The 21,349-nt window shown below is 71.1% G+C and carries 21 protein-coding genes; 4 read left to right on the forward strand and 17 right to left on the reverse strand.

Translation table 11 applies throughout. The features are described 5' to 3' along the window. The 5 genes from ACZ6IM_RS37220 to ACZ6IM_RS37240 all read right to left on the reverse strand — a co-directional run bounded on the left by ACZ6IM_RS37220 (position 1) and on the right by ACZ6IM_RS37240 (position 5,892). Positions 1 to 2,709, reverse strand: coding sequence for an ATP-binding protein (locus ACZ6IM_RS37220; RefSeq protein ID WP_398918130.1), 2,709 nt, complete (start codon positions 2,707 to 2,709; stop codon positions 1 to 3). After that, positions 2,706 to 3,302 carry a hypothetical protein gene (locus tag ACZ6IM_RS37225; RefSeq protein WP_398918132.1) on the reverse strand — a complete coding sequence of 199 codons (597 nt, stop codon included), beginning with the start codon at positions 3,300 to 3,302 and terminating at the stop codon, positions 2,706 to 2,708. Before ACZ6IM_RS37225 ends, ACZ6IM_RS37220 begins: the two co-directional genes overlap by 4 nt. Further along, positions 3,299 to 3,640 carry a hypothetical protein gene (locus ACZ6IM_RS37230; protein WP_398918134.1) on the reverse strand — a complete coding sequence of 114 codons (342 nt, stop codon included), beginning with the start codon at positions 3,638 to 3,640 and terminating at the stop codon, positions 3,299 to 3,301. Before ACZ6IM_RS37230 ends, ACZ6IM_RS37225 begins: the two co-directional genes overlap by 4 nt. Continuing rightward, entirely contained in the window at positions 3,637 to 4,572 is a 936-nt protein-coding gene (locus ACZ6IM_RS37235; RefSeq protein ID WP_398918136.1) for a conjugal transfer protein, read from the reverse strand. Before ACZ6IM_RS37235 ends, ACZ6IM_RS37230 begins: the two co-directional genes overlap by 4 nt. A 702-nt stretch (positions 4,573 to 5,274) precedes the next feature. Next, positions 5,275 to 5,892, reverse strand: a complete 618-nt coding sequence (locus tag ACZ6IM_RS37240) for a hypothetical protein (protein ID WP_398918138.1) — start codon at positions 5,890 to 5,892, stop codon at positions 5,275 to 5,277. Positions 5,893 to 6,227: 335 nt separating this feature from the next. Between ACZ6IM_RS37240 and ACZ6IM_RS37245 the strand changes: the two genes are divergently transcribed. Together ACZ6IM_RS37245 and ACZ6IM_RS37250 are read left to right on the forward strand one after the other, a co-directional pair. Then, positions 6,228 to 7,703 carry a hypothetical protein gene (locus ACZ6IM_RS37245; RefSeq protein ID WP_469563022.1) on the forward strand — a complete coding sequence of 492 codons (1,476 nt, stop codon included), beginning with the start codon at positions 6,228 to 6,230 and terminating at the stop codon, positions 7,701 to 7,703. 496 nt (positions 7,704 to 8,199) lie between these two features. Further along, the gene (locus tag ACZ6IM_RS37250) at positions 8,200 to 8,766 is read left to right on the forward strand and encodes a hypothetical protein (RefSeq protein ID WP_398918140.1); all 567 of its coding nucleotides are present in this window, start codon (positions 8,200 to 8,202) and stop codon (positions 8,764 to 8,766) included. A gap of 382 nt (positions 8,767 to 9,148) precedes the next feature. On the opposite strand, the gene ACZ6IM_RS37255 is transcribed toward ACZ6IM_RS37250, so the two are convergent. The 9 genes from ACZ6IM_RS37255 to ACZ6IM_RS37295 form a co-directional block, all read right to left on the reverse strand. Next, a complete protein-coding gene (locus ACZ6IM_RS37255; RefSeq protein ID WP_398918143.1) occupies positions 9,149 to 9,502 on the reverse strand; it encodes an SH3 domain-containing protein in 354 nt (117 codons plus the stop codon). Between the two features lie 266 nt (positions 9,503 to 9,768). Beyond that, on the reverse strand, positions 9,769 to 10,938 hold the full coding sequence (locus tag ACZ6IM_RS37260) for a GNAT family N-acetyltransferase (RefSeq protein WP_469563026.1): 1,170 nt from the start codon (positions 10,936 to 10,938) through the stop codon (positions 9,769 to 9,771). 9 nt (positions 10,939 to 10,947) lie between these two features. Next, on the reverse strand, positions 10,948 to 11,478 hold the full coding sequence (locus ACZ6IM_RS37265; RefSeq protein WP_469563029.1) for a MaoC family dehydratase: 531 nt from the start codon (positions 11,476 to 11,478) through the stop codon (positions 10,948 to 10,950). Then, positions 11,475 to 12,320 (reverse strand): HpcH/HpaI aldolase/citrate lyase family protein, encoded by an 846-nt coding sequence (locus ACZ6IM_RS37270; protein WP_461712094.1) that lies wholly within the window; start codon positions 12,318 to 12,320, stop codon positions 11,475 to 11,477. Before ACZ6IM_RS37270 ends, ACZ6IM_RS37265 begins: the two co-directional genes overlap by 4 nt. Positions 12,321 to 12,328: 8 nt before the next feature. After that, complete coding sequence (locus ACZ6IM_RS37275) at positions 12,329 to 12,559, reverse strand: acyl carrier protein (protein WP_461712095.1); 231 nt, start codon at positions 12,557 to 12,559, stop codon at positions 12,329 to 12,331. Beyond that, complete coding sequence (locus ACZ6IM_RS37280) at positions 12,556 to 13,557, reverse strand: beta-ketoacyl-ACP synthase III (protein ID WP_461712096.1); 1,002 nt, start codon at positions 13,555 to 13,557, stop codon at positions 12,556 to 12,558. Before ACZ6IM_RS37280 ends, ACZ6IM_RS37275 begins: the two co-directional genes overlap by 4 nt. Beyond that, positions 13,554 to 14,579: a 4-hydroxy-2-oxovalerate aldolase gene (gene dmpG, locus ACZ6IM_RS37285; protein ID WP_461712097.1), complete on the reverse strand. Its 1,026-nt coding sequence runs from the start codon at positions 14,577 to 14,579 to the stop codon at positions 13,554 to 13,556. The genes ACZ6IM_RS37280 and dmpG overlap by 4 nt, the downstream gene beginning before the upstream one ends. A gap of 14 nt (positions 14,580 to 14,593) precedes the next feature. Then, entirely contained in the window at positions 14,594 to 15,463 is an 870-nt protein-coding gene (locus ACZ6IM_RS37290) for an acetylating acetaldehyde dehydrogenase (protein ID WP_052842471.1), read from the reverse strand. A gap of 70 nt (positions 15,464 to 15,533) precedes the next feature. After that, complete coding sequence (locus ACZ6IM_RS37295) at positions 15,534 to 16,334, reverse strand: 2-keto-4-pentenoate hydratase (protein ID WP_398918149.1); 801 nt, start codon at positions 16,332 to 16,334, stop codon at positions 15,534 to 15,536. Between the two features lie 183 nt (positions 16,335 to 16,517). Here ACZ6IM_RS37295 and ACZ6IM_RS37300 point away from each other — a divergent pair, with 183 nt between their 5' ends. Continuing rightward, on the forward strand, positions 16,518 to 17,891 hold the full coding sequence (locus ACZ6IM_RS37300; protein ID WP_052842472.1) for a hypothetical protein: 1,374 nt from the start codon (positions 16,518 to 16,520) through the stop codon (positions 17,889 to 17,891). Between the two features lie 2 nt (positions 17,892 to 17,893). Here ACZ6IM_RS37300 and ACZ6IM_RS37305 read toward each other — a convergent pair whose 3' ends face one another. The 3 genes from ACZ6IM_RS37305 to ACZ6IM_RS37315 form a co-directional block, all read right to left on the reverse strand. Next, positions 17,894 to 18,634 carry an NUDIX hydrolase gene (locus ACZ6IM_RS37305; protein ID WP_398918151.1) on the reverse strand — a complete coding sequence of 247 codons (741 nt, stop codon included), beginning with the start codon at positions 18,632 to 18,634 and terminating at the stop codon, positions 17,894 to 17,896. Positions 18,635 to 19,009: 375 nt separating this feature from the next. Beyond that, positions 19,010 to 19,909, reverse strand: coding sequence for a helix-turn-helix transcriptional regulator (locus ACZ6IM_RS37310; RefSeq protein WP_052842473.1), 900 nt, complete (start codon positions 19,907 to 19,909; stop codon positions 19,010 to 19,012). Between the two features lie 107 nt (positions 19,910 to 20,016). Then, positions 20,017 to 20,370, reverse strand: a complete 354-nt coding sequence (locus tag ACZ6IM_RS37315; RefSeq protein ID WP_398918153.1) for a hypothetical protein — start codon at positions 20,368 to 20,370, stop codon at positions 20,017 to 20,019. 107 nt (positions 20,371 to 20,477) lie between these two features. Between ACZ6IM_RS37315 and ACZ6IM_RS37320 the strand changes: the two genes are divergently transcribed. Beyond that, positions 20,478 to 21,242: a hypothetical protein gene (locus tag ACZ6IM_RS37320; protein ID WP_398918155.1), complete on the forward strand. Its 765-nt coding sequence runs from the start codon at positions 20,478 to 20,480 to the stop codon at positions 21,240 to 21,242. Positions 21,243 to 21,349 lie beyond the last annotated feature (107 nt).

Below are 21,349 nucleotides of genomic sequence, written 5' to 3' on the forward strand. Positions count from 1 at the left end.
TCAGACCTGCCCGCTCTTCACATCGGCAGATGCGGCCGACGGTTGTGGCACATCGGCCGCTGCGGCTGTGGCCTGGGTGCTGCGATGTCCCGGGGTGGTGGTGATGGACGCGGCGATGCGTTCGATGCGAGGGATGACGGTCTTGACCCGTCCGGTGTTCTGTCGCGGGCAGGTCAGCAGGAACTCGCCCTCCCGGCCCTTGCGGCCGACGGGGGACAGGCCCGTGGTCACCAGCCGCACCAGTTCCTTGTCGGTGGGATCAAGGCCGACGAACTCCAGGCCACGGCGCGCCCGCTCACGGTCGGCAGTACGGGCGAGCGCCCGGTAGGCCATCAGGCCACGGTCCGGGCCTAGTTCCTCGGCGTCGTGCGAGCCCGCCAGGAGCCCGGCACCGTGCTTGCGCCCGTCGTGGAGGATCTCGTGTACGAGGGCGGTCCCCTCAGCAGACGACGTGAGCCAGTACAGCTCGTCCAGGACGACGGCGGTGAACCGCTCGGGGTCCTCGAACGCGGTCTGCCGGGCGAGCGCGGCGATCAGATACAGCACCGCGCGGCCGATCAGGGCTTCCAGCGGCTGCTGGTGCAGGACCTCGGGGTTGTTGAACGCGGCCTTGGGCGGCAGCTTCAGGCCGGCCGTGGTGATCACGATCATGTCGGAGGCGCTGGAGGCGTCCAGCCTGACCGGCGGCAGCGTGGGGTCGAACACCATCCGGGCCAGGGAGTTCCCGGCGACCACGCGGATGAGGCCGGCGAGGGTGGCGGCCGCGTCCTGCCGCTTGCCCGCCTCGCTTTCGCTCATCTCCTCGAGGACTTCCAGCACGCGGTGCATGGACGGCTTGTCGCCGGCGGCGGCCCGCTCGACCGCATGGTGGAGGACCTCGCCGCTGGTGCTCATCGGGCCGATGCCCAGCTGGAGGGTGAGGTAGGACAGGGCGTAGTGGCGGCCCTGTGGCCCGTCGAACATCCGCAGCGGATCGATGGACACCTCGGCCCGTGCGGCGTCGACGATCTGCACCCGGCCCTTGGCGGCGCTGCGGGCGAAGGTGGCCCACTCGCGCACCGGGGTGCGGTCGATGCAGATCGCGCAGCCGCCGCGCGCCCACACGGCCTCCGCGATCAGCTTCTGCAGCACACTCTTGCCCGCGCCCAGGTCCCCGACGATGCCCATCGACGCCGACGCGTCCTGCTTGGGCGCGTCCGGGACGTTGATCATCACGGGACGTGTGGTGCCGCAGTCCAGGTCCAGGCCCAGGAACATCCCGTTCGGATCACCGACCTCGCTGACCGTGAAGGCCCCGGACAGGGCCCAGTCCTCGGAGACCTGGTGCTGGGTGAACTCCCGCAGCACGCCCGGCCGCGCGGTCCCCGGCAGTCCCAGGGTGAACAGCGCTTCCTGCAGTCCGGCGGGGCGCACCACCCGGTAGTCGGCGCCGCTGAGCAGCGCGGTCAGCGCCCGGGCGCGGGCGTCGCAGACGGCGGCGGTCGGCCCCCACACCGTCAGCACTGTCACCGATTGCACCTCCACCTCCACGGACGTGCGGGACAGGCGGGCGTCCAGCTCACCCAGGTCACGGGCGGCGTCGGTGAGGGAGGCGGGCATGCCGGTGGGCCGGGCGTCGTACTGGTCGGCCTGGTCGATCAGCTCGTTCTTCTTGCGCCGCACCTGGTCCCGCGCCTTCTCCGCCGGCACGAGGGTGAGGTCGACGGTGTAGTCGACGGGGAAGTCGAGCATCTCCAGCTGAGCGAACAGATCCGCGGCCTGCGCACCGACCGCCGGCGGGCACTCGGCCAAGGCGAGCTGCGCCTGGTAGCCCACCCCGGCGTCGGACTCGACCTGCAGCCACCTCCGCCGGAGAGGAGAGCCGGCCTGCAGGCGCCACCACGCGGTGCGGCCCGACCGCGTGATACGGCCCGCGCCCTTGAGCTCGTCGGCGTCATCCAGACCGGGCTCGATGCCGCCCTCCTGCAGGCGGGCCTGGCCGAGATCGGCGTAACTCGGGGAACACAGCACCCCGCCCTGCACGTGCCCGCCGTACAGATCGCTGGCCTCGGCGTCGCTCAACAGCGGCTCCGCCAGGCCGCGGTGCAGGGCGTGCTGGACCATCCACATGATCTCCGCCGGACGCGCCGGACGCAACGCGATCCCGCCGGCGAGCGCGGCCTCCACCCGCGACGCCTGCTCGCGGTACGCGCTCACCTCACGGCGCGCCACGGGCGCGGCCCGCATACCGAGCACGGGTGCGACCTCTGCCCACATCGCTCCCAGCGACGCGGCCACCTGCGCGCCCGCGGCCTCGTTCTGCAGGGGCACCGCCAGCCACAGAGTGCGGCGGTGCATCTCCTGGCCGTCCAGCAGATCCAGAGTCGCCTCGACGTTCTCCACCCACGGATGCGCACCGTCGCCCGGAACCTGCCCGGCGGGCTCGATACCCTCGATCATCCTCAGGGCGACCTCGCCGGGATCGACCTGCGCGCACAGCCCGAACAACCGCGGCGCCCCGGACAACGACCGCACCAGATGCGTGACCTTGGCGAGCTGCTCGTCACGGACCGCGGCGGGCACGTAGGTGCCCTGAACGGTCTCCTCCTCTGCCTGCCCCTCGTGCTGCTCCCGCGTACCCGGACCCGGGTGCACGCGGTACACAGCCCACACGCTGCCCTGCGTCGACCAGACCAGGTGGCCGGCGATGTGACGGACCGGAACCCTCACCGCACTCCCCCCGTCTCCTGGACGCGGGCCAGCAGCTGCTGCACACCCGACACCGGCGCGGCCGACGCCGACGCAGGCCGCGTCGGCGGCCGGCCCTGCCTCGTCGACGGCCCACGGACGGGCGCGCGGCCTTCCCGGACCCGGGGCACCCTGCGGTCGGCAACCGGCTCGGCGGCGCGCTGCCGCACCGACGCAGGAACAGCCGGACAAGCTCCCTCGACGGTGAAGCCGCCCAGTACAGGGCGGGCGGCCCGGTCGCGGGCGGCCCTCCCGCCCGTCCGGCCGCCTTGCGGCTGCCAGGCCAGGAGCAGCCAGCCCAGCGCCGCCTGCAGCGGCGCGCGGCCTTTGACCTTGGGTCGGCGTACCGCCCACACGGCCAGCACCCAGGCCACGACGGGTGCCGGGCCCATCCACGACCACCAGCTGATGGTCTTCACCACAAGGAACCCGCCGCCGACGGCGACGGCGATTTGTGCCGGGGTGTAGGGGCCGAGCGGAATCCTCCAGTCTGCGACCTTGCCCAGCACCCAGGGGTGGCGCCGAGCGGCGGTGTAGAAGCGCCCGACCCGCCCCGCAGCAGGGGCCGCGCTCACAGCCGGCCTCCCGTCCCAGCGGAATGCTCCCGTACGACGGGATCAGCACCGTGCACGACGCCGGGGACAGCGGGCGCCCCCTTTGTGGGGTTCTTGACCTCGTCCTCGATCATGTCCGCGAGATCCTCGCGGGCGTTGTACAACCCCAGCACGATGATCATCAGCAGCAGCGCACCGAGGCCGGCCTTGAGACTGAATCTCTGGATCATGACGACAACGACGAGCGCGAGCAGACCCGTCTGCAGCCCTGCGGACGCCCAGCCCTGAAGCATGTCGATCCACGAGTCGCCCAGGTCGTCCAGCTCACCGGCGAGGATCACGCTGTGCACCGTGCTCACCGAGCACCCCCGGCCACAGCGGTCCCGGCCTCCAGCGCGGCGACATCCCACCGGCCGGAGCGGGCCGTGAGCGCGAGCTCGTACGCCAGCGGCCACCGGCCGGCGTCATCACGCGCCTCGGCCTGCACCAGGACGTGGACCTTCGTCCCGTCGGCCGGCACCTCCCCAGCGGCCGCGGCCTCCTCGACAGCCGACACCTCGCGGACCGTGACCGCCCGGTAGGGGGCGGGGGAGACGGGCGTGAGTTTCACGCCGGGCGCGAGGTAGCGGTCGACCCCTCCGGTGCCGGTGAGGTAGGCGCCGAGGAACTCACCGGCCGTCGACGACAAGGAAGCTTCGGAAGGAACGCTCACCGTGTACGGGGACGCGGACACCGTGGCCCGGGCCGGACCGGCCACCACCCCCGGAGCACCGGCCACCGCGAATGACGCACCTGTCCGGTCGGTGGCCACGGGGAGGGCGAAGTAGCGCACCGTGCCGTCGGCGTACTGCGCAGCCACCGTCACCGCCCAGGCGTCCCCGTCGCGCTGCACACTGCGCACAGCGGTCACCGACCGGAGCCTGGACTGCGCACCGCCGGCCGGGTCCGGCAGCGCGACGTCCGGTGCGAGGGACTGCGCAAGACGAGCCTGCGCACTGCCCGCCTCGTCCGCGCTGCTGCGCAGCCACGCGTCGATGAACACCTGCGCATAGCCCGCGGGGTCGGCCGCGACCGCCGCCGTGCGCACCGGGAGCGGCTGGCGGGGGGCGGCAGCTTCGGCGGTGGCCGGACCAGAGGCCACCACGACGGCCAGGGCGATGGGGCCGGCCGCGATCGCGGTGAACAGCGCCAGGCGCGACAGGCGCACGCGGCGCCGCATCTTCTCCAGCTCGACTCCCGCAGCGATCGCGGGGACGGCCTCGCTCCGTGAGGTCTTCTTGCCAGGAGGCATGGTGAAACTCCCAGGTCAGGAACGGTTGTTGCTGACCTTGAGGAAATCCGTCAGCCCCGACCCGACCACTGACCACACAACCCCGACCACGAACACGAACAGGTCACGGATCCTGTGGTCGGCCCGACCACGACCCCGACCATGGGCCCGACCACGGCCGCCACAGGTCCGCACCGGCATCCCAGCCACCACAGCGGCGGGGAGCGAAGAAGCGCGCGTCGGCACCCGGCAAGACCCGGGAGCGGCCCTCGGCTGCGTACCAGCAGACCGACTGTGCAGCCCGCGGCGACTGTGCATCCCCGCTGTGCACACTGCCCGCGCATGCCGCCTGTGCAGAACCCCCCACGCATTGCGCAGCCACCTGCACATTGAGCGTCAAGAGCGTTGCGCAGCGGCGAGTGTGCACACTCGCCGCTGCGCGCGAAGGGTCTCTTGGTCGGCCCGACCATGGATCCGGCCATGGCTGCTCAGTGCGCGGGCTGCGGTTTCGTGGCGGGTGGCCGGGGGCGTGGCGGCCTGCCTGGTCGGGGGCGGGGAAGGCCTCTTGGTCGGCCCGACCATGGCTGGTCAGTAGGCAGGTCGAGGTTTCGTGGCGGGTAGTCGGGGGTCGTGGCCGCCTGCCTGGTCGGGGAAGCCAGGGTGTGCTCCCAGGGGACGGCACCGTGGAGGACGCGGGTTAGCGTCGCGTCCTGGTCGTGAGGGTCAGGTGCCGACCAGTTGGTCGGTCTGGGCCCACGTGCCGTCTCGGGGGACCTCGAAGCTCAGCCGCCAGGGCTTATGTCCCTCGACCTCGCAGTCAGCCCACAGCCGAATACGGGCGTCTCTGTACTGGGTGTACCAGCGGCTCCAGCCATCGTTGCCTTCGTACCAGGACGGTTGCCGTGAGGGCTGCATGGCCAGACGAGTGTGGTCGCTCACCTCGAGCGGGAACGGTGCGACGGTGCGTCCGAGATGGTCGGCGCCGTCGATACCGGGTTGAAACCGGTATGGGCCCCAGATGATCGCCGCGATCTGTTCCGGCGTGGGACCACCCGCGAGAGGGGGCACCCGCGACCGGTCGAAGTCGTCCCGGACAGTAAGCCGCACCCGGACCTTGCCGAGTCTGGCCGGCCCCTCGAAGCGGACGTAGAGCATGTTCTGCTGCTCCTCCAGCTTCAAACGGAGCTGAGGAGTCAGTTCCTGGTGCCAACGGTCCCGCTCGATCTGAGCTACCGATGAGGCCGTGGCATTGGCCTGCTTCGATGCCCGCCAGGCAGCGAAGGCCGCAATGCCGCTCAGCGCGGCCGACGCCGCTGCGATGCTCGTGTCTAGGGTCCCCATGCGCGCGGACTGTAGCCCAACCGGGCGATGCGTCAGTCCACGACCTGCATCCCTGCCGCGCTGGGAAGGCCCCATGGTTGGGCCGACCATGGGGTCGACCACGTTGTTCAGCACGCCTGTTGTCGGATCGTGACCGGTGGTCGGGGATTGTGGTCGTCTGTCTGGTCGGGGGTGGCCGGTGGGCTAGCCGTCATGGATCTTGCGTGCGTCTCCTCTTCCTGTGGCCGGGGTCGGATCGTTGTCGTGGTCCGGCTGCAGGACCACGGTGGCCGCGTGTACCCGGCGTGCAGGCAGCCGCGGTGAGCGGCTTCGGTGCGGGGATCCAGCGTGGGGTGATGGCGGGAGATCAGTTCACCCAGATCGCCAACGGTCTGTTCCGTGACGGCCGGCTGTCCTACAAGGCGAAAGGGATCTTCGGGTACGTCAGCACGCACCGCAGCGGCTGGCAGGTGACGATCGCCGATCTTGTCCGCCTGGGCCCCGATGGCCGGGAAGCGGTACGCGCCGGCCTGAAGGAACTGGAGGAGCACGGCTACCTGATCCGTGAGCGCCTGCGCCGCCCCGACGGCACCCTCGGCGAGAGCGTCTACTGCATCACCGACCACCCCGCCGTCCTGGACATCGCGCTCCCCGGAGCCGACTCGGTGATCACGGTCCCGGAGGCCGGGTCCACCAGGAGGTCCGGCGCGGGGATCCGGCGGGGCGTGATGGCAGGCGATCAGTTCACCCAGATCTCCAACGCGCTGTTTCGTGACGGCCGACTGAGCTTCAAGGCGAAGGGCATCTTCGGATACATCAGCACCCACCGGGACGGCTGGCAGGTCACCGTCGCGGAACTCGTGCGCCGCGGCCGTGAAGGCGTCGACGCGGTCACCACCGGGCTCAAGCAGCTGGAGCAGCACGGATTCCTTCACCGCACTCGCGAGCGGAGCCCCAACGGAACGCTCGGCCAGGCACTGTACGTCATCACCGATCTGCCCGACCCACAAAACCCCAGGTCACAGCCAAAGTCGGGTTTTCCAAGACTGGATAAACCTACGTTGGCTGATCCCGGCACTAAGAAGACCAACAGAAAGAAGACCACCAAGCAGAAGACCAACCCCCTCCGTCCCCGCGACCGCGCCGCCGCCTCGGCCCTCTCCCCGCGGACGGGCCGACCGGACGCAGCAGCGTCCTCGCCGGACAGCTCGCCCGCGGCGCCTTCGGAGCCCGACACCTCGCCGGCGATCCCGCCCGTACCTGCGGCCGATGAGATGCATCCCGGGATCCAGCTGCTGCTGCAGATTGGAGCTGCTCAGCCCGAGCTGCTGCTGACGGGGAAGGCGCTGACCGATCAGGGCCGCGTCGTGACCGTGATGCTGGAGTCCGGCTGGACCAGCGCCCAGCTGCGCCACGTCATCGCCGGACGCCCCTTGCCGGCCCCGGTGCGTACCAGCGTCGGCGCGATCATCGCCGCCCGCCTGCGCGCGGCCCAGGCCTACCCACCACCCGCCACCCTCACCAGCCGGCACTGCCCCGGCGACGTCCGGGACGACGAACCACCCGTTTCCCCGACGCCCGAGCGGTCGTCCACGGTGCCCGCCGCCCGCACCGTCACCGAAGCCCTGACCTACCGGGCCCTTGTCGAATGCGCCGGCTGCGGCGTCCCAGGCACCGTCCGCGGCCAGGACCTCTGCCCTGCCTGCCTGGGCTGGCCGACGTGCCGTACCTGCCCGGGCCCGACGCCTCGCCGCGCCGACCCCGACGGCGACGGCCGCTGCACCACGTGCGCCTCCACCCTCATCGACCATCTGGAAGGAAGCTCCCTGTGACGGACACGTTCTCCACCGGCGCCGCCGACCGCGGCCGCGCACCGAAGGGGCGAGGGCCCTTCTCGAGAGCGGACTGCTCGTGGAGCGGCCTGAAGTCTCTGTGGCGCCAGCGCCATCAGCTGCCCGGCGCGCGGGACCAGCACTCGCAGACCAGCGCCGACGACGATCCCGCGCCTGCGCCTCAGGACGCAGCCGCCGTGTCCCAAGCCGACGATGTCCTTCAGGTAGTGATCGACCCGCACGTACCTGCCGAGGACGCCGCGCTCATCGCCGGCGTGCCGCCGGAGCTGCTCCCGCCTGCACAAGGACCCGTTCCCGACAGGCCCCGATGGGCAGGCCGGCCACCCAACGCCGTGAGCAGGGGGACTCCTACAGGTGGCTGTGCTACCAGGACGGGTACCGGGCTGCCGCTCGTCACCGCGGCGGCTACCGCATCGTCAACAAGCCACCGCGGTCACAGCAGTGGGAGCCGTATCAGGAGATCCTCGATCGTCTGATGGCCGCCACCATTCGTGATGAGATGGCACGCGCCACCGTGCGGGACGAGGTGTGGGCTCTCACGCAGCTGCTCTGGTCTCATGCCGAGTTGTCTGCCAAGGTCACCTCGCTGAAGAGGCAGGCCGACAGCGCCGGTACGGGCGCACTGCCGAGCGCCCCTTCTCAGACCCTCGACGCAGCAAGGAATGCGATCACCGATCGGATCCGCCGCCTGGAACACTACGACCAGACCGTACAGGCGGCAGAAGACGCCGAGCAGGACACGGTCGAACAAGTCGAACAAGAAGAGCGGCGTATCGCCCTTCAGTCCTTGCTGCGTGATCAAGCTGCCCACTACAGCAGCGAGGCGCTCGACCTGCTCGCCCAGGCGCGCGCGGGCTCCCTGGCCCCGGACCTTCCCGCTTCACCGTTGAAGGCTCACGCACCCGAGGCCGCCGGGCATCCTTTGCATCCTCTCCGGCAGAGGGCTGACGACCTGGCGGAGTGCATCCAGGAGCTGGGAGCCGACGCGCCATCCGACCTTGCCGCGGCGGCACGGCACCTGAATGCCTGGCTGAAAGACTGACTCGACGGTAGCCCTGTGGCGGATGGCGAAGAGTCCGGCTATCGGCGATGCGCCGGCCGGAGCGTCGGGTGAGCCAAGGCAGCCAGGCCGGACAACCCTGCTCGCCTGTACCGCCTCCGCCTCACTCGCAACACTGATGAGGCCGGCGAAGGAGAAGCACCCGTGGGTGGGACGTACGTTCACCGCCGGGTGTGCTCACGCGACGCCCTGAATGGCACGCTCGTCCAGCCTGACGCCGTGGTGGAAGTGATGGCGGATGTTGCCCGCGACGCCGCCGGCCGGTGGCGCCACCCGGTACGCCTGCACCGCACCCGCGCCGACATGTCCCCGGACACCGTGGCACTGTTCGGCACCTGACCATGGGCAGCGACGAGACGGCCCCTCAGTGCCGGTAGCCGGTTGCCACGTGGTCCCCGCTCACCCAGCCTCGCTCGCCGTTGTGCGGCCCCGACATGACCTTGCCGTACGCCCACCAGGTGCGGCCCGAGGCCCGGCCCCAGCACTCCGCGTAAAAGTCGGTGCCACGCGTCAGGAGCGCACGCGAGGTGTGTGAGGTGCCCTTGCCGGACCGCAGATGCACCGCGCGGGCCGTGACGTGGAGCTGCGCGGCAGCGCCGTCGGTGTTGCAGGCCCGCGGCTTCAGTACTGCGGCGGCGCCCGCGGTGCCGGCGCTGCCGCCCACGGCCAGGAGCAGCGAGGCCAGCACCGTTCCTGCCTTGATCACATTCGTCTTCATGCCCCGGATAACGGACCTCTCGGGACGAGGACACGACCTGAGCACGCATGTCTGGCAGCGGATCGCCGACCGCGCGCATGAGGCGGCACGGTCGCACCCCAGGTGGTGGAGGTAGCTGCTTCGATCATGGGCAGCTCAGCGGTCTTGCAGTAGTCGATCCACGGTGCCGTCGCTTTTTCGGAGTGCTGGTCATGGTGGCCAGTATCGCGACCGTGGCCGAGCACGGGCGGGCTCTGCTTTTCCTCTACCTGTCCGCCCGGCAGGGGCTAAAAGTGGTCGGGCAGCCAGGGTTCGAGCTGTGCCGTGCTGCGGACCAGGGTGGCGAGCGCCTTCTCCGATACGGCGTGGACTCCGGCCATGCGGGCCGACGTGGTGGACCGGTAGCCGCCGGCGTACCAGACCGCGAGCTGGCGCTGTGTGAGGAGCACTTGTCCCTCGACCTGTGTGGCGACGATCTCGCCCGCTCCGGCTTTGATCTGCAGCATCCACCGGTCCCACTGGCCGTGCTCGCTCTCGATTTCGACCGGTAGGGCGGTGGTGAGGTCGCTGGGCCAGCCGCGGAGCCGGATGGCCTCGGGGAGGTTCAGGATGCGGAGCATCCAGGGGTGCCATGCTTCGGCGGTGGTGCGGTGGTGGCGGAGTCCGTGCAGGAGTGTGGGGTACGGGGGGAGGGCACCGCGGCGAAAGGTGATGGTGCGGGCGCGGGTGTTGTGGCGGCCGAGGAAGGCGAGCATGGCGGCGGCGGTGGGCTGGCTTGTGGCCCAGAAGTCGTGGACGGTCAGGGTCATGCCGTGGCGTTCGTGTCGTTTGGTGGTGAGGCTGAGCAGGCCGGCGGTGGGGTGGCCGGGCCGGGCGAAGCGGTAGGTGGTGAGGTTGCTCTTGTCCTGCTTCCACCGGTTCCACCAAGTCGGGCGGTGGACAGGGCCGTTCCACTGGCGGGCGAGGTCACGTTGGAGGGCTTCGGCTTGGTCGGTCAGTCCGTGCTCGGCCTCGAAGTCTTCGCCTGTGAAGGAGCGTTTGAGGTCGTCGGTGGTTACCGTCCAGGCGAGTACGCCGGTGGGGGCTTCCCAGCCGAGGCGGCGGGCGTAGCCGGTGGAGGAGGTCACGATCGCGGAGATCACTGCCCCGCGCTCGATCAGGGGGCGCAGTCGTTCGCGGGTCATGTCGGTGGCCAGGTGGTCGCCGCGTTCTTCGGGGGCGACGCAGCCGTCGCCGAGGCAGGCGCTGGGGACGAGGGCGCCGCCGAAGAACTGGTCGACGAGGAGGCCGAGGCCGCCGGCGACGACCCGGCCGCCGCGGACGGCGACCTGAAGGTCGGCGTGCTCGCGCAGGTGAGTGATGTCCCCGATCGGGTGACCGTAGGCGCGGGTGGCGAGCTGGTCGTACTGCTCCCACAGGGTCTCGTCGGCGGGGGTGAAGGCCAGTTGCTGGTTCATGGTCCGCCTTCAGTAGCGGGTGGCGTCGCGGGCAGTGTCGGCGTCCAGGGGGAGGAGGAAGGTGCGGGTGAAGTCCAGGACGGTGGTGTCCGCCTGGTTGTGGGCGGTCGTGTGGCAGGTGATGACCCCGGTGTCGGGACGGCTCTCGGAGGTGCGGCGGGTGACGATCTTCGTTTCGGCGTAGAGGGTGTCGCCGATGTGGACGGGCGCGGTGAATCGCACCCGGTCGACGGCGAGGTTGGCGGTGGTCAGGCCGCTGATGCTGCGGACGGTCATGCCGGCCACGAGGTTGAGGGTGACGCCGGAGCAGACCAGGATGCGGCCCCACGGGGTTTGGCTGCTGTAGTGGGCGTCGGTGTGGATGGGGGCGACGTTGCCGCTCAGGGCGGCGCCGAGGAGGTTGTCGAGTTCGGTGACGGTCCGGCCGGGCCGGTGCTCGATGATCAGACCGGGGGAGAGTTCGGGGTAGGAGAGCCCGACGTTCTCGCGGATCCGGTCCTTACCGGTCTGGCGGTAGCCGTGGGGCGGTTCGGAGGTCATGACGTGCGGTCCGCTTCGGCGACCAGTGCGCGGGCGCGGTTGAAGAAGGGGGTGCCGCGCATCTGCCCGTCGACGGTGGTCACCGTTCCACCGCTGGCGTCGGCGGCGGCGACGATGGCGCGGGCCTGGGTGATTTCGTCGGCGGTGGGGGTGAAGACGTCGTTGATCACCCGGACATGGCGGGGGTGGACGCAGCCCTTGCCGTAGAAGCCGAGTTCCTTGGCCCGCTCGGCGTCGCGGCGCAGGAGGTCGGGGTCGTTGAGGTTCCAGGTGGGGGCGTCGATGGCGGGGAGGTTCGCGGCGGTGGCCGCGTTGATGAGGGCCGAGCGGGCGTAGTGGAGAGCTTCCCAGCCCAGACCGCAGCGGACGGAGGCGGCGTAGTCGGCGGAGCCGAAGATGACGCCGCCGAGCCGGGGCGCGCGCATGATCGCGGGCAGGGTGGTGAAAGCCCGGGGGCTTTCGATCAGCGCCCAGATGTCGGGGGTGTAGGCGTCGGTGTCGAGCGCGGCGGCGACGAGTGCGATGTCGCGGTCGGATTCCACTTTGGGGATCACGATGAGGTCGGGCCGGGCGGTGTAGGCGGCGAGGGCGGTGAGGTCCTTGATGCCGTCGAGTGTCGTGAGGCTGTTCATCCGGATGCCGAGGGTGCATGGCGGGTCGGGGAGGGCGAAGAACGCCTCGGAGGCGGTGCGGGCGGTCTGCTTGTCGGCCGGGGCGACGGAGTCCTCGATGTCGACGACGGCGACGGAGGCGCCGGACTTCTGCGCGCTGGCGAAGCGGTCCAGGTGCAGGCCGGGGGTGATGATCCAGGCCCGTTCGGGCTGGCGGCTGGTGCTGGTCATAGGGGTGGTCACCTTCCGTTGCGCTGGGTGGTGATGAGGTGGTCGAGCTGGCCGAGGGTGGCGGCGTCCTTGATGTCGCTGTCGCTGATGTCGAGGCCGTAGCGGTCGGTCAGGAGAACGGAGAGCTCCACGACGGCCAGGGAGTCGAATCCGGCGTGGTCAAGGGTGGCGTCGTCGGTGAGCCGGTCGGCGGGCAGTTGGAGGTCGTGGATCAGGATGCGGATCAGGTCACCGGTCATGTCCGGCTCCTTCCGGGAGGTGGGGGAGGGATGAGGCCGGGCCAGGTGAGCGTTGCGGCGCCCCAGGTCAGTCCGGCACCGAATGCCGTGAGCAGGGTGCGGTGGCCGGGCTCCAGGCGGCCGTCGGCGGCGGCTTGGGCCAAGAGCAGGGGGATGGACGCGGCGCCGGTGTTGCCGACCTCGGCGATGTTGCCGAGCCGGCGGCCGTCGGGGATGCCGAGCCGGCGGGCAACGAAGGAGGTGATGCGACTGTTGGCCTGGTGCGGGGCCAGGCGGTCGACCTCTGTGAGGTCCCATCCCGCGGCGGTGGCGGCCTGGCGGGAGGCGGTGGACATGCGGTCGACGGCATGTCGGAAGACGGCAGCTCCGTCCATGTGCAGGGCGCCGGGCCGGGAGGCGCGGATCAGGGCGGCGCCGCTGCCGTCGCTGCCCAGCACCACTGGCCCGAGTGCCCCCGCCTCGTCCGCGCTGCCGCGGCGCAGCACCACGGCTCCGGCGCCATCCCCGAACAGCGGGACAGTCGCGCGGTCCCCGGGGTCGGGAAGGGCGGCGAGGCGGTCGGCGCCGACGACCAGGACGGTCCGTACGGTGCCGGCGGCGATGAGCCCGGCTGCGGTGGCCAGGCCGTAGAGGAATCCGGTGCAGCCAGCCGCGATGTCGAAGGCGGGGATGCCGGTCAGTCCGAGCCGGGTGGCGACGGCGGGGGCGGTGGCCGGGCAGCACTGGTCCGGGGTGGTCGTGGCCACCACCAGAGCCTCCACCGGGGCCGGTCCGTCGTCGGCGAGGGCCTGGGCGGAGGCCCGCACGGCGAGGTCGGTCGTGGACAGGTCCGCCCCGGCCACATGCCGCCGGGTGATGCCGGTCCGCGAGCGGATCCACTCGTCCGTGGTGTCCAGGCGCGCGGTCAGGTCGGCGTTCGAGACGGTGCGCGGGGGCAGCGCTGCACCGATCGTGCAGACGACGGCCGCCCGCTCGGCCTGCGGGGGTGAGGCGGTCATCGGGTGGCTGCCTTGAGCTGACGGGCGACCTCGCCGATCAGGTCTTCCTGTCCGGCGACGACCTGCCGCTTGCCAAGGGCGAGGAACAGGTCGACGGGGTCGACGTCTTCGGAGCGGGCGGATTCCAGGACGGGCCGCTTGAAGCCGGAGAACACCCCGGCCAGGCCGCTGGCCACGGCGATCGAGTCGATGGACGGTGGGGCCTTCATGAGGCGGTCGGCGGCGATGTCGGCGGCGGCCAGGATCTGGCGCAAGCCGATTCCGGTGGCGAGGCCGTGGCGTTCCAGGACGGCCACGAGGACTTCGAGCGGGGCGTTGCCGGCCCCGGCACCGAACCCCCGGGCCGTCGCGTCGATGACCGACGCCCCGGCGTCCACGGCGGCCACGCTGTTCGCCACCGCCAGACCCAGGTTGTTGTGGCCGTGGAAGATCACCGGTACGTCGACGGCGGAGACGATGGCGTTGACGCGCTCGGTGACGTCGCCCGGGAGGTAGTGGCCCGCGGAGTCCATGATGCCGACCGCCTGGGCGCCGAACTTGACCATCAGGGCACACTGTTCGGCGAGTTCGCCCGGGCCGGTCATGTGGCTCATGAGCAGGACGCCCTGGGCTTCGGCTCCGAGGTCGCGGACGACGCCGAGGTGGCGCTCGGTGACGTCGGCCTCGGTGCAGTGGGCGGCGATCCGTACGACGTCGGCGCCGTGGTGGACGGCGGCCGCCAGGTCGCGGGAGGTTCCCCAGCCGGGGGCCATGAAGACGCCCATCCGTGACGAGGTGAGGGCCTCGCGGACGGTGGTGAGCATCGTGGCGTCATCCAGCCGGGCGCGGCCGATCTGGAGGCTGGAGGCGCCCAGCCCGTTGCCGTGGCCGACCTCCACCACCGGCACTTTGGCGGCGTTCGCGACGGTGGCGTAGGCGCGGAGCTGGCCGGCGTCGAGCTGGTGGCCGACGGCGTGGTGGCCGTCGCGCAGGGTCGGGTCGTGCAGCAGGATCCGGGGCCGCGGGCGCGGGGGTGCGGTCATGGGCGGGTTTCCCTTCATCGGGAGCCGGCGGCCGTCTGCTCGGCGAGGAGGACGGCGGCGGCGTTGATGATGTCGACGCTTCCGGCGTGGCGGGGCAGGCGGCCGCCGCAGACGGTCACCTCCACCGCGACCGAGATCCGGCCCGGGGCGACGGCGAGCGAGGTCACCTTGAACCCGGGCGTGTAGGCGCGCACGGAGTGGGCGGCGGCCGCGATGCTCGTGCGGACCGGAGCCGGGCGGATGCCGTCCGCGAGGACGGTCATGGCCACCCGGAACGGCGGAGCGGGCCGGGCGGGGCTGAGGTTGACCATCACCTTCGCCTCCCGGGTGCCGGTGAAGGTCCGGATCGCGGCCGAGGTGGTGGCGATGTACTGGTCGAGGTTCAGGCGGGTGGCCCGGCCGGCGCTCGCGCTCGCCCCGGTGGAGACCACCTCGATGTAGGTGGGGGCGCAGCGCTGGGAGATGGCGTGCAGGATCGGGATGGCCGCCTGCCCGCCGCAGCTGACGAGGTTCAGGTGCCGGTGGCCCGCCGACCGGTGGCTGGTGACGCCCGGGACGATGACCGTGCCGAGGTCCGCGGGCGTCAGGTCGATCAGGGTGGTGCCGGTCGGCCGCAGCGCCGCCCAGTGCTCGGCGTGGCTGTCGGCGTTGCTGGCGTCGAAGACCACATCGAAGGGGCCGGCTTCCACCACGGCGCGGATGCCGCCGGCGGTGGTCGGATGGCCCATGTCGGCCGCCCGGCGCAGGCCCAGACTGTTCCGGTCACGGCCTGCCACCAGGGCCAGTTCCAGTGCCGCCGACCGGCGGATCTTGTCGGCGAGGTCGATCCCGATCAGGCCCGCGCCGAGTACGGCGACGCGCAGACGCTGTCCATCAGGGGCCATCGGACGCTCCTTCGTACGGAAAGAGGGCTGGAGAGGTGCAAAGACGGCGGAACGCCGGGCACCAAGGGGGTTAGTGGACGTGCAGTGCGACCGGCGGCAGATGGGGCGAGTAGGCGCGGACCGTGCTCCGGGCATCCAGCGGGAGGCTGGCGTGCACGGCCCCGGCCAGGACCAGCTGTCCGGCACGCAGCTTGTCGCCGCAGCGGTGCAGCCGCCCGGCGAGCCAGGCCAGAGCGTGGAGCGGGTGGCCGAGGACGGCTCGGCCTTCCCCGGTGGCGACGGCAATGCCGTCGACGCTGACGACCAACTGCTCGGCGGCCAGGTCCATGTCCGCGCTGAGCGGCATCATGGGCCCGGTGACGACCTGGGCGCAGGACGCGTTGTCGGCGATGCTGTCAGCGACCGTAAGACGCCAGCTGGTGAATCGGGTGTCGATCACTTCCAGGGCGAGGAACACCTCCTTCACCGCCGCCCGCGCCTCCTCGACGCCCACGTTCCCGCCCGTCAGGTCGCAACCGAGCCGGAACGCGATCTCGGCCTCCACTCGCGGCTGCATCAGCGCGCACCGGGCCATGGTGCTGCCGGCGGGCAGCATCATGTGGTCCAGCAGGACACCCGAGTCCGGCTCGTCGACGCCCATCTGCTCCTGCATGGCCCGAGAGGTCACCCCGGCCTTGTGGCCGACGACGCGGGCGCCGCCCGCGACCTGCCGGGCCACCGCCGCCGCCTGCACGCGGTAGGCCGTCTCCAGCGACAGATCCGGCCGCCGGACGGTCAAAGCTTCGATCGGAATTTGCTTGCACTCCGCCGTCAGCAGAGCCGACGCCGTAGCGTCGATCCAGCGGTCGTCCTGGTTGTCCTGGTCATGCAAGGCAATCCCTCCTCGGGGCATACGGCATCCCATGCGGTGTGCAGACGCGGGCTCGGAGCAGATCTGTTGCGGCACTTCGGCCGCCGGGCTCGGGCCTGATGAACAGTCAACCTGCGGGCCGTACGCAGCGGTACGGTGAGGGGCAGGCCAAGCGGTATATCGGGTATATCGGGGCAGGTGCTCATGACCACGCGGACACCGAACACCCAGCTCAGCGCCCTTGTCGCTGAATCCGGGCTCACCTACGAGGCGCTAGCCAAGGCAGTCCGCGCCGTCGCCGCCGAATGCGGCGACCGTTTACATACGAACAAGTCCAACGTCGAGCACTGGCTCAGCGGATCCGTGCCCCGCGGCAACACGCCCCGCTACCTCGCAGTCGCCCTCTCTCGGCGCCTGGGCCGCCTCCTGACCCTCGCCGACCTCGGCCTGCCCTGCCCAGCAGAGCCAGACAGTGACACCATCGGACTGTCCCTCGGGAGCGACCCGCTGGATGCCCTGCTGCCGATGTGGAGGTACGAGTTGGACCGCCGCCGCTTCCTGTCGGCATCCGCCTACTCCGTGGCCGCCGCCGCCCTGCCCCTCAGCCACGTCCAGGACATCGCCGCCCGCACCGCGGCCGCCCGCAGCGGCTCCACCGTCGGCATGGCCGAGGTCGCCGCCGTCCGCGACATGATCCATGCCTTCTCCGAAATGGACGAACGCCACGGCGGTCAACACGGCCGCAGCGCCCTGGTCACCTACCTCCGCGACGACGTCGCCCCGCTGTGCCGGGCCCGGTTCCGTAGCGACGACGTCCGCCAGCAGATGCTCTCCGCCGCCAGCCGCGGCGTTCACCTGCTGGGCTGGAAAAGCTACGACGCAGGTCAACAGGGCCTCGCCCAGCGCTACTACCTTCAGTCCTACGCCCTGGCCGCCGAATCCGGTCTGCGCGGGCACGACGGATTCGTGATGCGCACGATGGCCATGCAAGGCCTCAAGCTCCACCGCCCCGAGCACTGCCTGGGCCTGGCCGAGACTGGCCTGAACCGGGCCAAGGGCCGGGTGGACGCCCAGACCGAAGCCCTCTTCCGCGTCGTTCACGCCCACACCCTGGCCAAGATCGGCAAGCACCGTGCGGCGCTGGCTGAGGTCGATCATGCCCGCACCCTGCTGACCGGTGCCCCCGGCGACGAGGTGCCGTTCTGGGCACTGGCCTGGGGCCCGCCGGCCGCATCGGTGTACTCCCGCACCGCCAAGGTCCACGAGACCGTGGGAGACCACCGGGCCGCCGCCGAGCACTACGCGCTGGCTGCCACCGCGCGCCCGGCCGACACGTACGCACGCATTGTCGCCCTGGACCTGGTCGCGGGCGCGGAGATGCACCTCAAGCGCGGCAGCATCGAGCAGGCGTGCCTTACGTGGCACAAAGCCATCGACAACATGGGCGGTGTCCGCTCCGTCCGCACCCGCAAGGCGGTCGCCCGCATGCGCAGCGACCTCGCGCGGTTCCGGGCCCGGGGCTTGCGATGCGTGGCCGAGCTCGACGAACGAGGACGCGACTTCCTCGCCGGCGCGTGACGTCAGCGGTGTTCGTAGAAGCGGCGGACGATCGGCTCCAGATAATCCGCGTGCGGGCCCTTTAGACCGATCAGTTCGTCCGGCGAGCGCACAAAGGCGATGTTGTCGAGTTCAGCTTCGCGGCCCTCGACACGCTCGGCTGCCGCAGCAGCAGTGAAGTGAGCGCGCAGCGTTGCCTCGGGAAGGGCGGGGGCCAGGTAGGTCAGGCCGACGCTGCCGTTCTCTCCGCGAGTGACGACCCACAGCTCCAGCTCCTCGGCTGCGGTGCCGATTCCCAGTTCTTCGGCTAGCTCGCGCGCGGCCTGGCCGGCCAGTGCCGCCTCGTCCAGTACCGCGCCGGCCTGGGGAGGCTCCACGGACCCGCCGGGGAGTTGCCAGCGGCCCGGGGCGGCTGTCAAGGGTGACATCCTCGCTGTCAGTACGCGGCCGTCGTCAGTCGGCTGGACGACGTTCACGAACAACGAGGGCAGCGCGATGGCGCCGGGAACGCGCCGCAAGGCGTAGTGCCGGTAGGTCACACGCACCCACGACAGGCGCAGGATGCCCGGCTCGGACCATTCCATTCCCCCACACGCCACCACCGGCCCGTCAAAGAGAGTGGGGTTGGCCTTGACCGCCATGTCCCATACCCGGTCTCGGGCCTCAGCGTCCTGGGGTGGCAGCGGCGGCTCCGCGGCTTCGGTCAGCGAGAGCCGTTCAGCGTCGAAGAGGGCAATGCCCGCAGGGGGCAGCGTCTCGGTCACCGGCCCATCGTAGAGCCCGCTCCCGGACCGACCGCCGACTCCTCATTGACGGCCGGAGCGAACCGTCGAAGACCAGCGACCGAGCACCGTTCACCGTGGGCGTGGCAAGCCGGATTACCGCCTGCGAAGTGCAGGTGCCGGTTGTGAGCACGTGCCCCGGGCTGTGCCCAGTACCAGACAGCCCCCACTGAGCGGTTCAGCAGGAGCGCGGTGATGGCCGGTGCCGCGAAGCGGTGAGGCTTCGCGGCGGAGAGGTGGCTGGCCTCTCCATGCCGGCCATCGTGCGGCGTCTGGCCCGCCGGGAGTTCGTCGTTCCCTTCAACCAGAGGCCGCGGTCCTACGGTATCCCGTGGGGTGTGGTTCGGTGTGCTGCTGTCAGGTCGTCGAGGACCGGCGGGCTGCCAGCTCCTCGACACGGGAGCGTCTCCAGCGCTGTTGGCGCGGTCGGCCGGCGCTGCCGCGGCGGTACTCGAATCCGTCGGGCTGTTCGAGGTCGGGCAGGAGTCCGTGGCCGAGGGCGCTGATGAAGCTGTCGGTGTTGCCGTATCCGAGGATCCGGGCGGCTTCGGCGGCGCCGACCAGGTCCTCGTCCTGGTCGGCGGTCGGCAGGACGCCGCGTTCGCGGGCTGCGGCGACGACGGTGGCGCGGCGCCACTTCTTGCGGGCTCCGCCGCGGCTGCCCTGCTGCTTCTCCAGGGTCTCCGGCTCGGGCAGTTCGGGGATTCGGCCCTGGTAGAGGGCGCTGGAGAAGGAGGCGGCGCTGCCGTAGCCGAGCAGGCTTGCGACTTCGGCCGTGCCCAGCAGTTCGTCGGGGTCTCCGTCGACAGGCACCTGGGGCAGCGCGGCGGCGGGGGCCGATCCGCGCCGGCCCTTGCCGGGGCGGTTGGCTGTCCAGGCGACGATCGTGCCGCGGCGCCACCTCGGGCCGTCGATGTCCTCGTCGGGCTCGGGGAAGTAGCCGGGCCGGTCGCGGAAGTAGGCGTCGATGGTGGAGGTGCGGGTGTAGCCCAGGAGCTGGGCCACCTCCCGCTTGGTCAGCAGCTCGTCCTGGTCGGCCTCGAGCACCGCGGCCGGCAGTGTGCGCTTCTTCGGGGCGCGCTGCGTGAAGAACGCGGCGACCTCGTTGTAGCGCCAGAACCGCTTGCGGCCCTCGGTGTGCGCGACCGCGGGGAAACCGCTGTCCGGGTTGTTGCTCCACTCGCTGATCCGGGGCTTGCTCGTGCCGAACTCGGACACGATCTGTGTGGTGTCCACGAGCCGCTCGGCGGTAGGCATCGGGGCCCCTTCGGCAGGATCGACAAGGTGGTGCTGGCGCCCACTCGAGCGCGACAGGTTCGATAATGCCAAAGGTGGTGGTTCGTGTCCAGCCCAGCGCGGACCGGCTACTGGAACTCCTCGCCCAGGAGGCTGACGCCGAATCGCGCGGCTCGCTCTGCCAGCTCCGTGTACGCCATGGCGGCAGGCGAAGCGTCCCAGGTCGCGAACGCGAGAGCGGAGACCGCCTCCCCGCGGGTCATCTCCTCCTCCCACGCAGCGCCCGTAGCCGCGCATCGCTCGGCGAGCTGGGCGTCGGACAGGGACGCGGCCTCACGGCGGATGCCGGACTGGACATCGGCCACGCCCTCGCACCAAGCACGGTGACCCGCGGCGAGCAGGTTCCGCAATGCGTCCCGGTCAGTGAGCTCCCGGGCGCCGGCGGCGAGGACCAGCAGCTGAGCGGTCGGGTTGGTGTCCATGGCCATCTCCTTGTTGTCACTGTAAAAGGGAAGGGATGCAGCGGGCCGGGTCCGGACGACCCGGCGAAAACGGCCGCGCTGTCGGTGCGGCCCCCTACAGTTCCGTCATGTCCAACTATCAACGGCCGCAGCCGAATCGAAAGTTCATGCTGGTCGAGTTCCCCGTCGGCACCCACCTCGACCGTTCCCGTGCCTCCTCCGGCGGTATGCGGGGTACCGCCCGCGATGACCGGGACAACTCGCTCGTTGCCCAGGCCGAACTCTTCGACGCCGACGACCGGTACGACGAGGGCTTCAGGGACGGCCTAAGGAACCTCCTCGTCAACTGCGCCACCGACATTGCGATGGAAGTCGCTCGAACCGTGACGGTCGCCGCCGTGGAGGTCGCCACCCCGTACCTCAAGGACGGGGCGCGCCGCTTCAAGGAGAAGCTGCGACGCAGGCCCAAGGACACCCCGGCCACCGAGGTGGTGCAGGAGGCTGCCCCCGAGCGGCCGACTGCGTCTGGTCTCCGGCCGGTGACCGCTGCCCTCAACGGCCGCGACCAAGTGGACCTCGTCCTGCGTGCCGACCAGGGTGACACCAACGTGCAGGCCGCTCTGGAGCGGATCAACACGCGGGCGGCCGAGACATACGGCATCGCCGCGCACTACTCCGCTGGCCTGCCCGCGGCAGACGTTGTCGGCGAGGCCATGGGCCAGGCCCTGGCAGCAGCCGCGCCCGGCTACATCGCCGCCGCCCTCGAGCGCCTCGCCTTCGACGACGAGCTCGGCCTGACCCCCGCGCAGCAGATGCGCCTGCGGGATCGCGCCGCGGAGCTCGACCCCGGCGTGGTCGAAGACCTCACCGACGCCAACGCCCTGCTCGCGTAGCCCGGACGCTCCGGGGGCGAGAGTGGCCGCTGCGCATACGGCCCCCGATCAGGCGCCTCCCGGCCGGGGGCCGTCTCCGTCCTGTGAGCTACTGGTCACTTCGCGGC

The sequence above is a fragment of the Streptomyces sp. NPDC042336 genome, assembly GCF_055581985.1.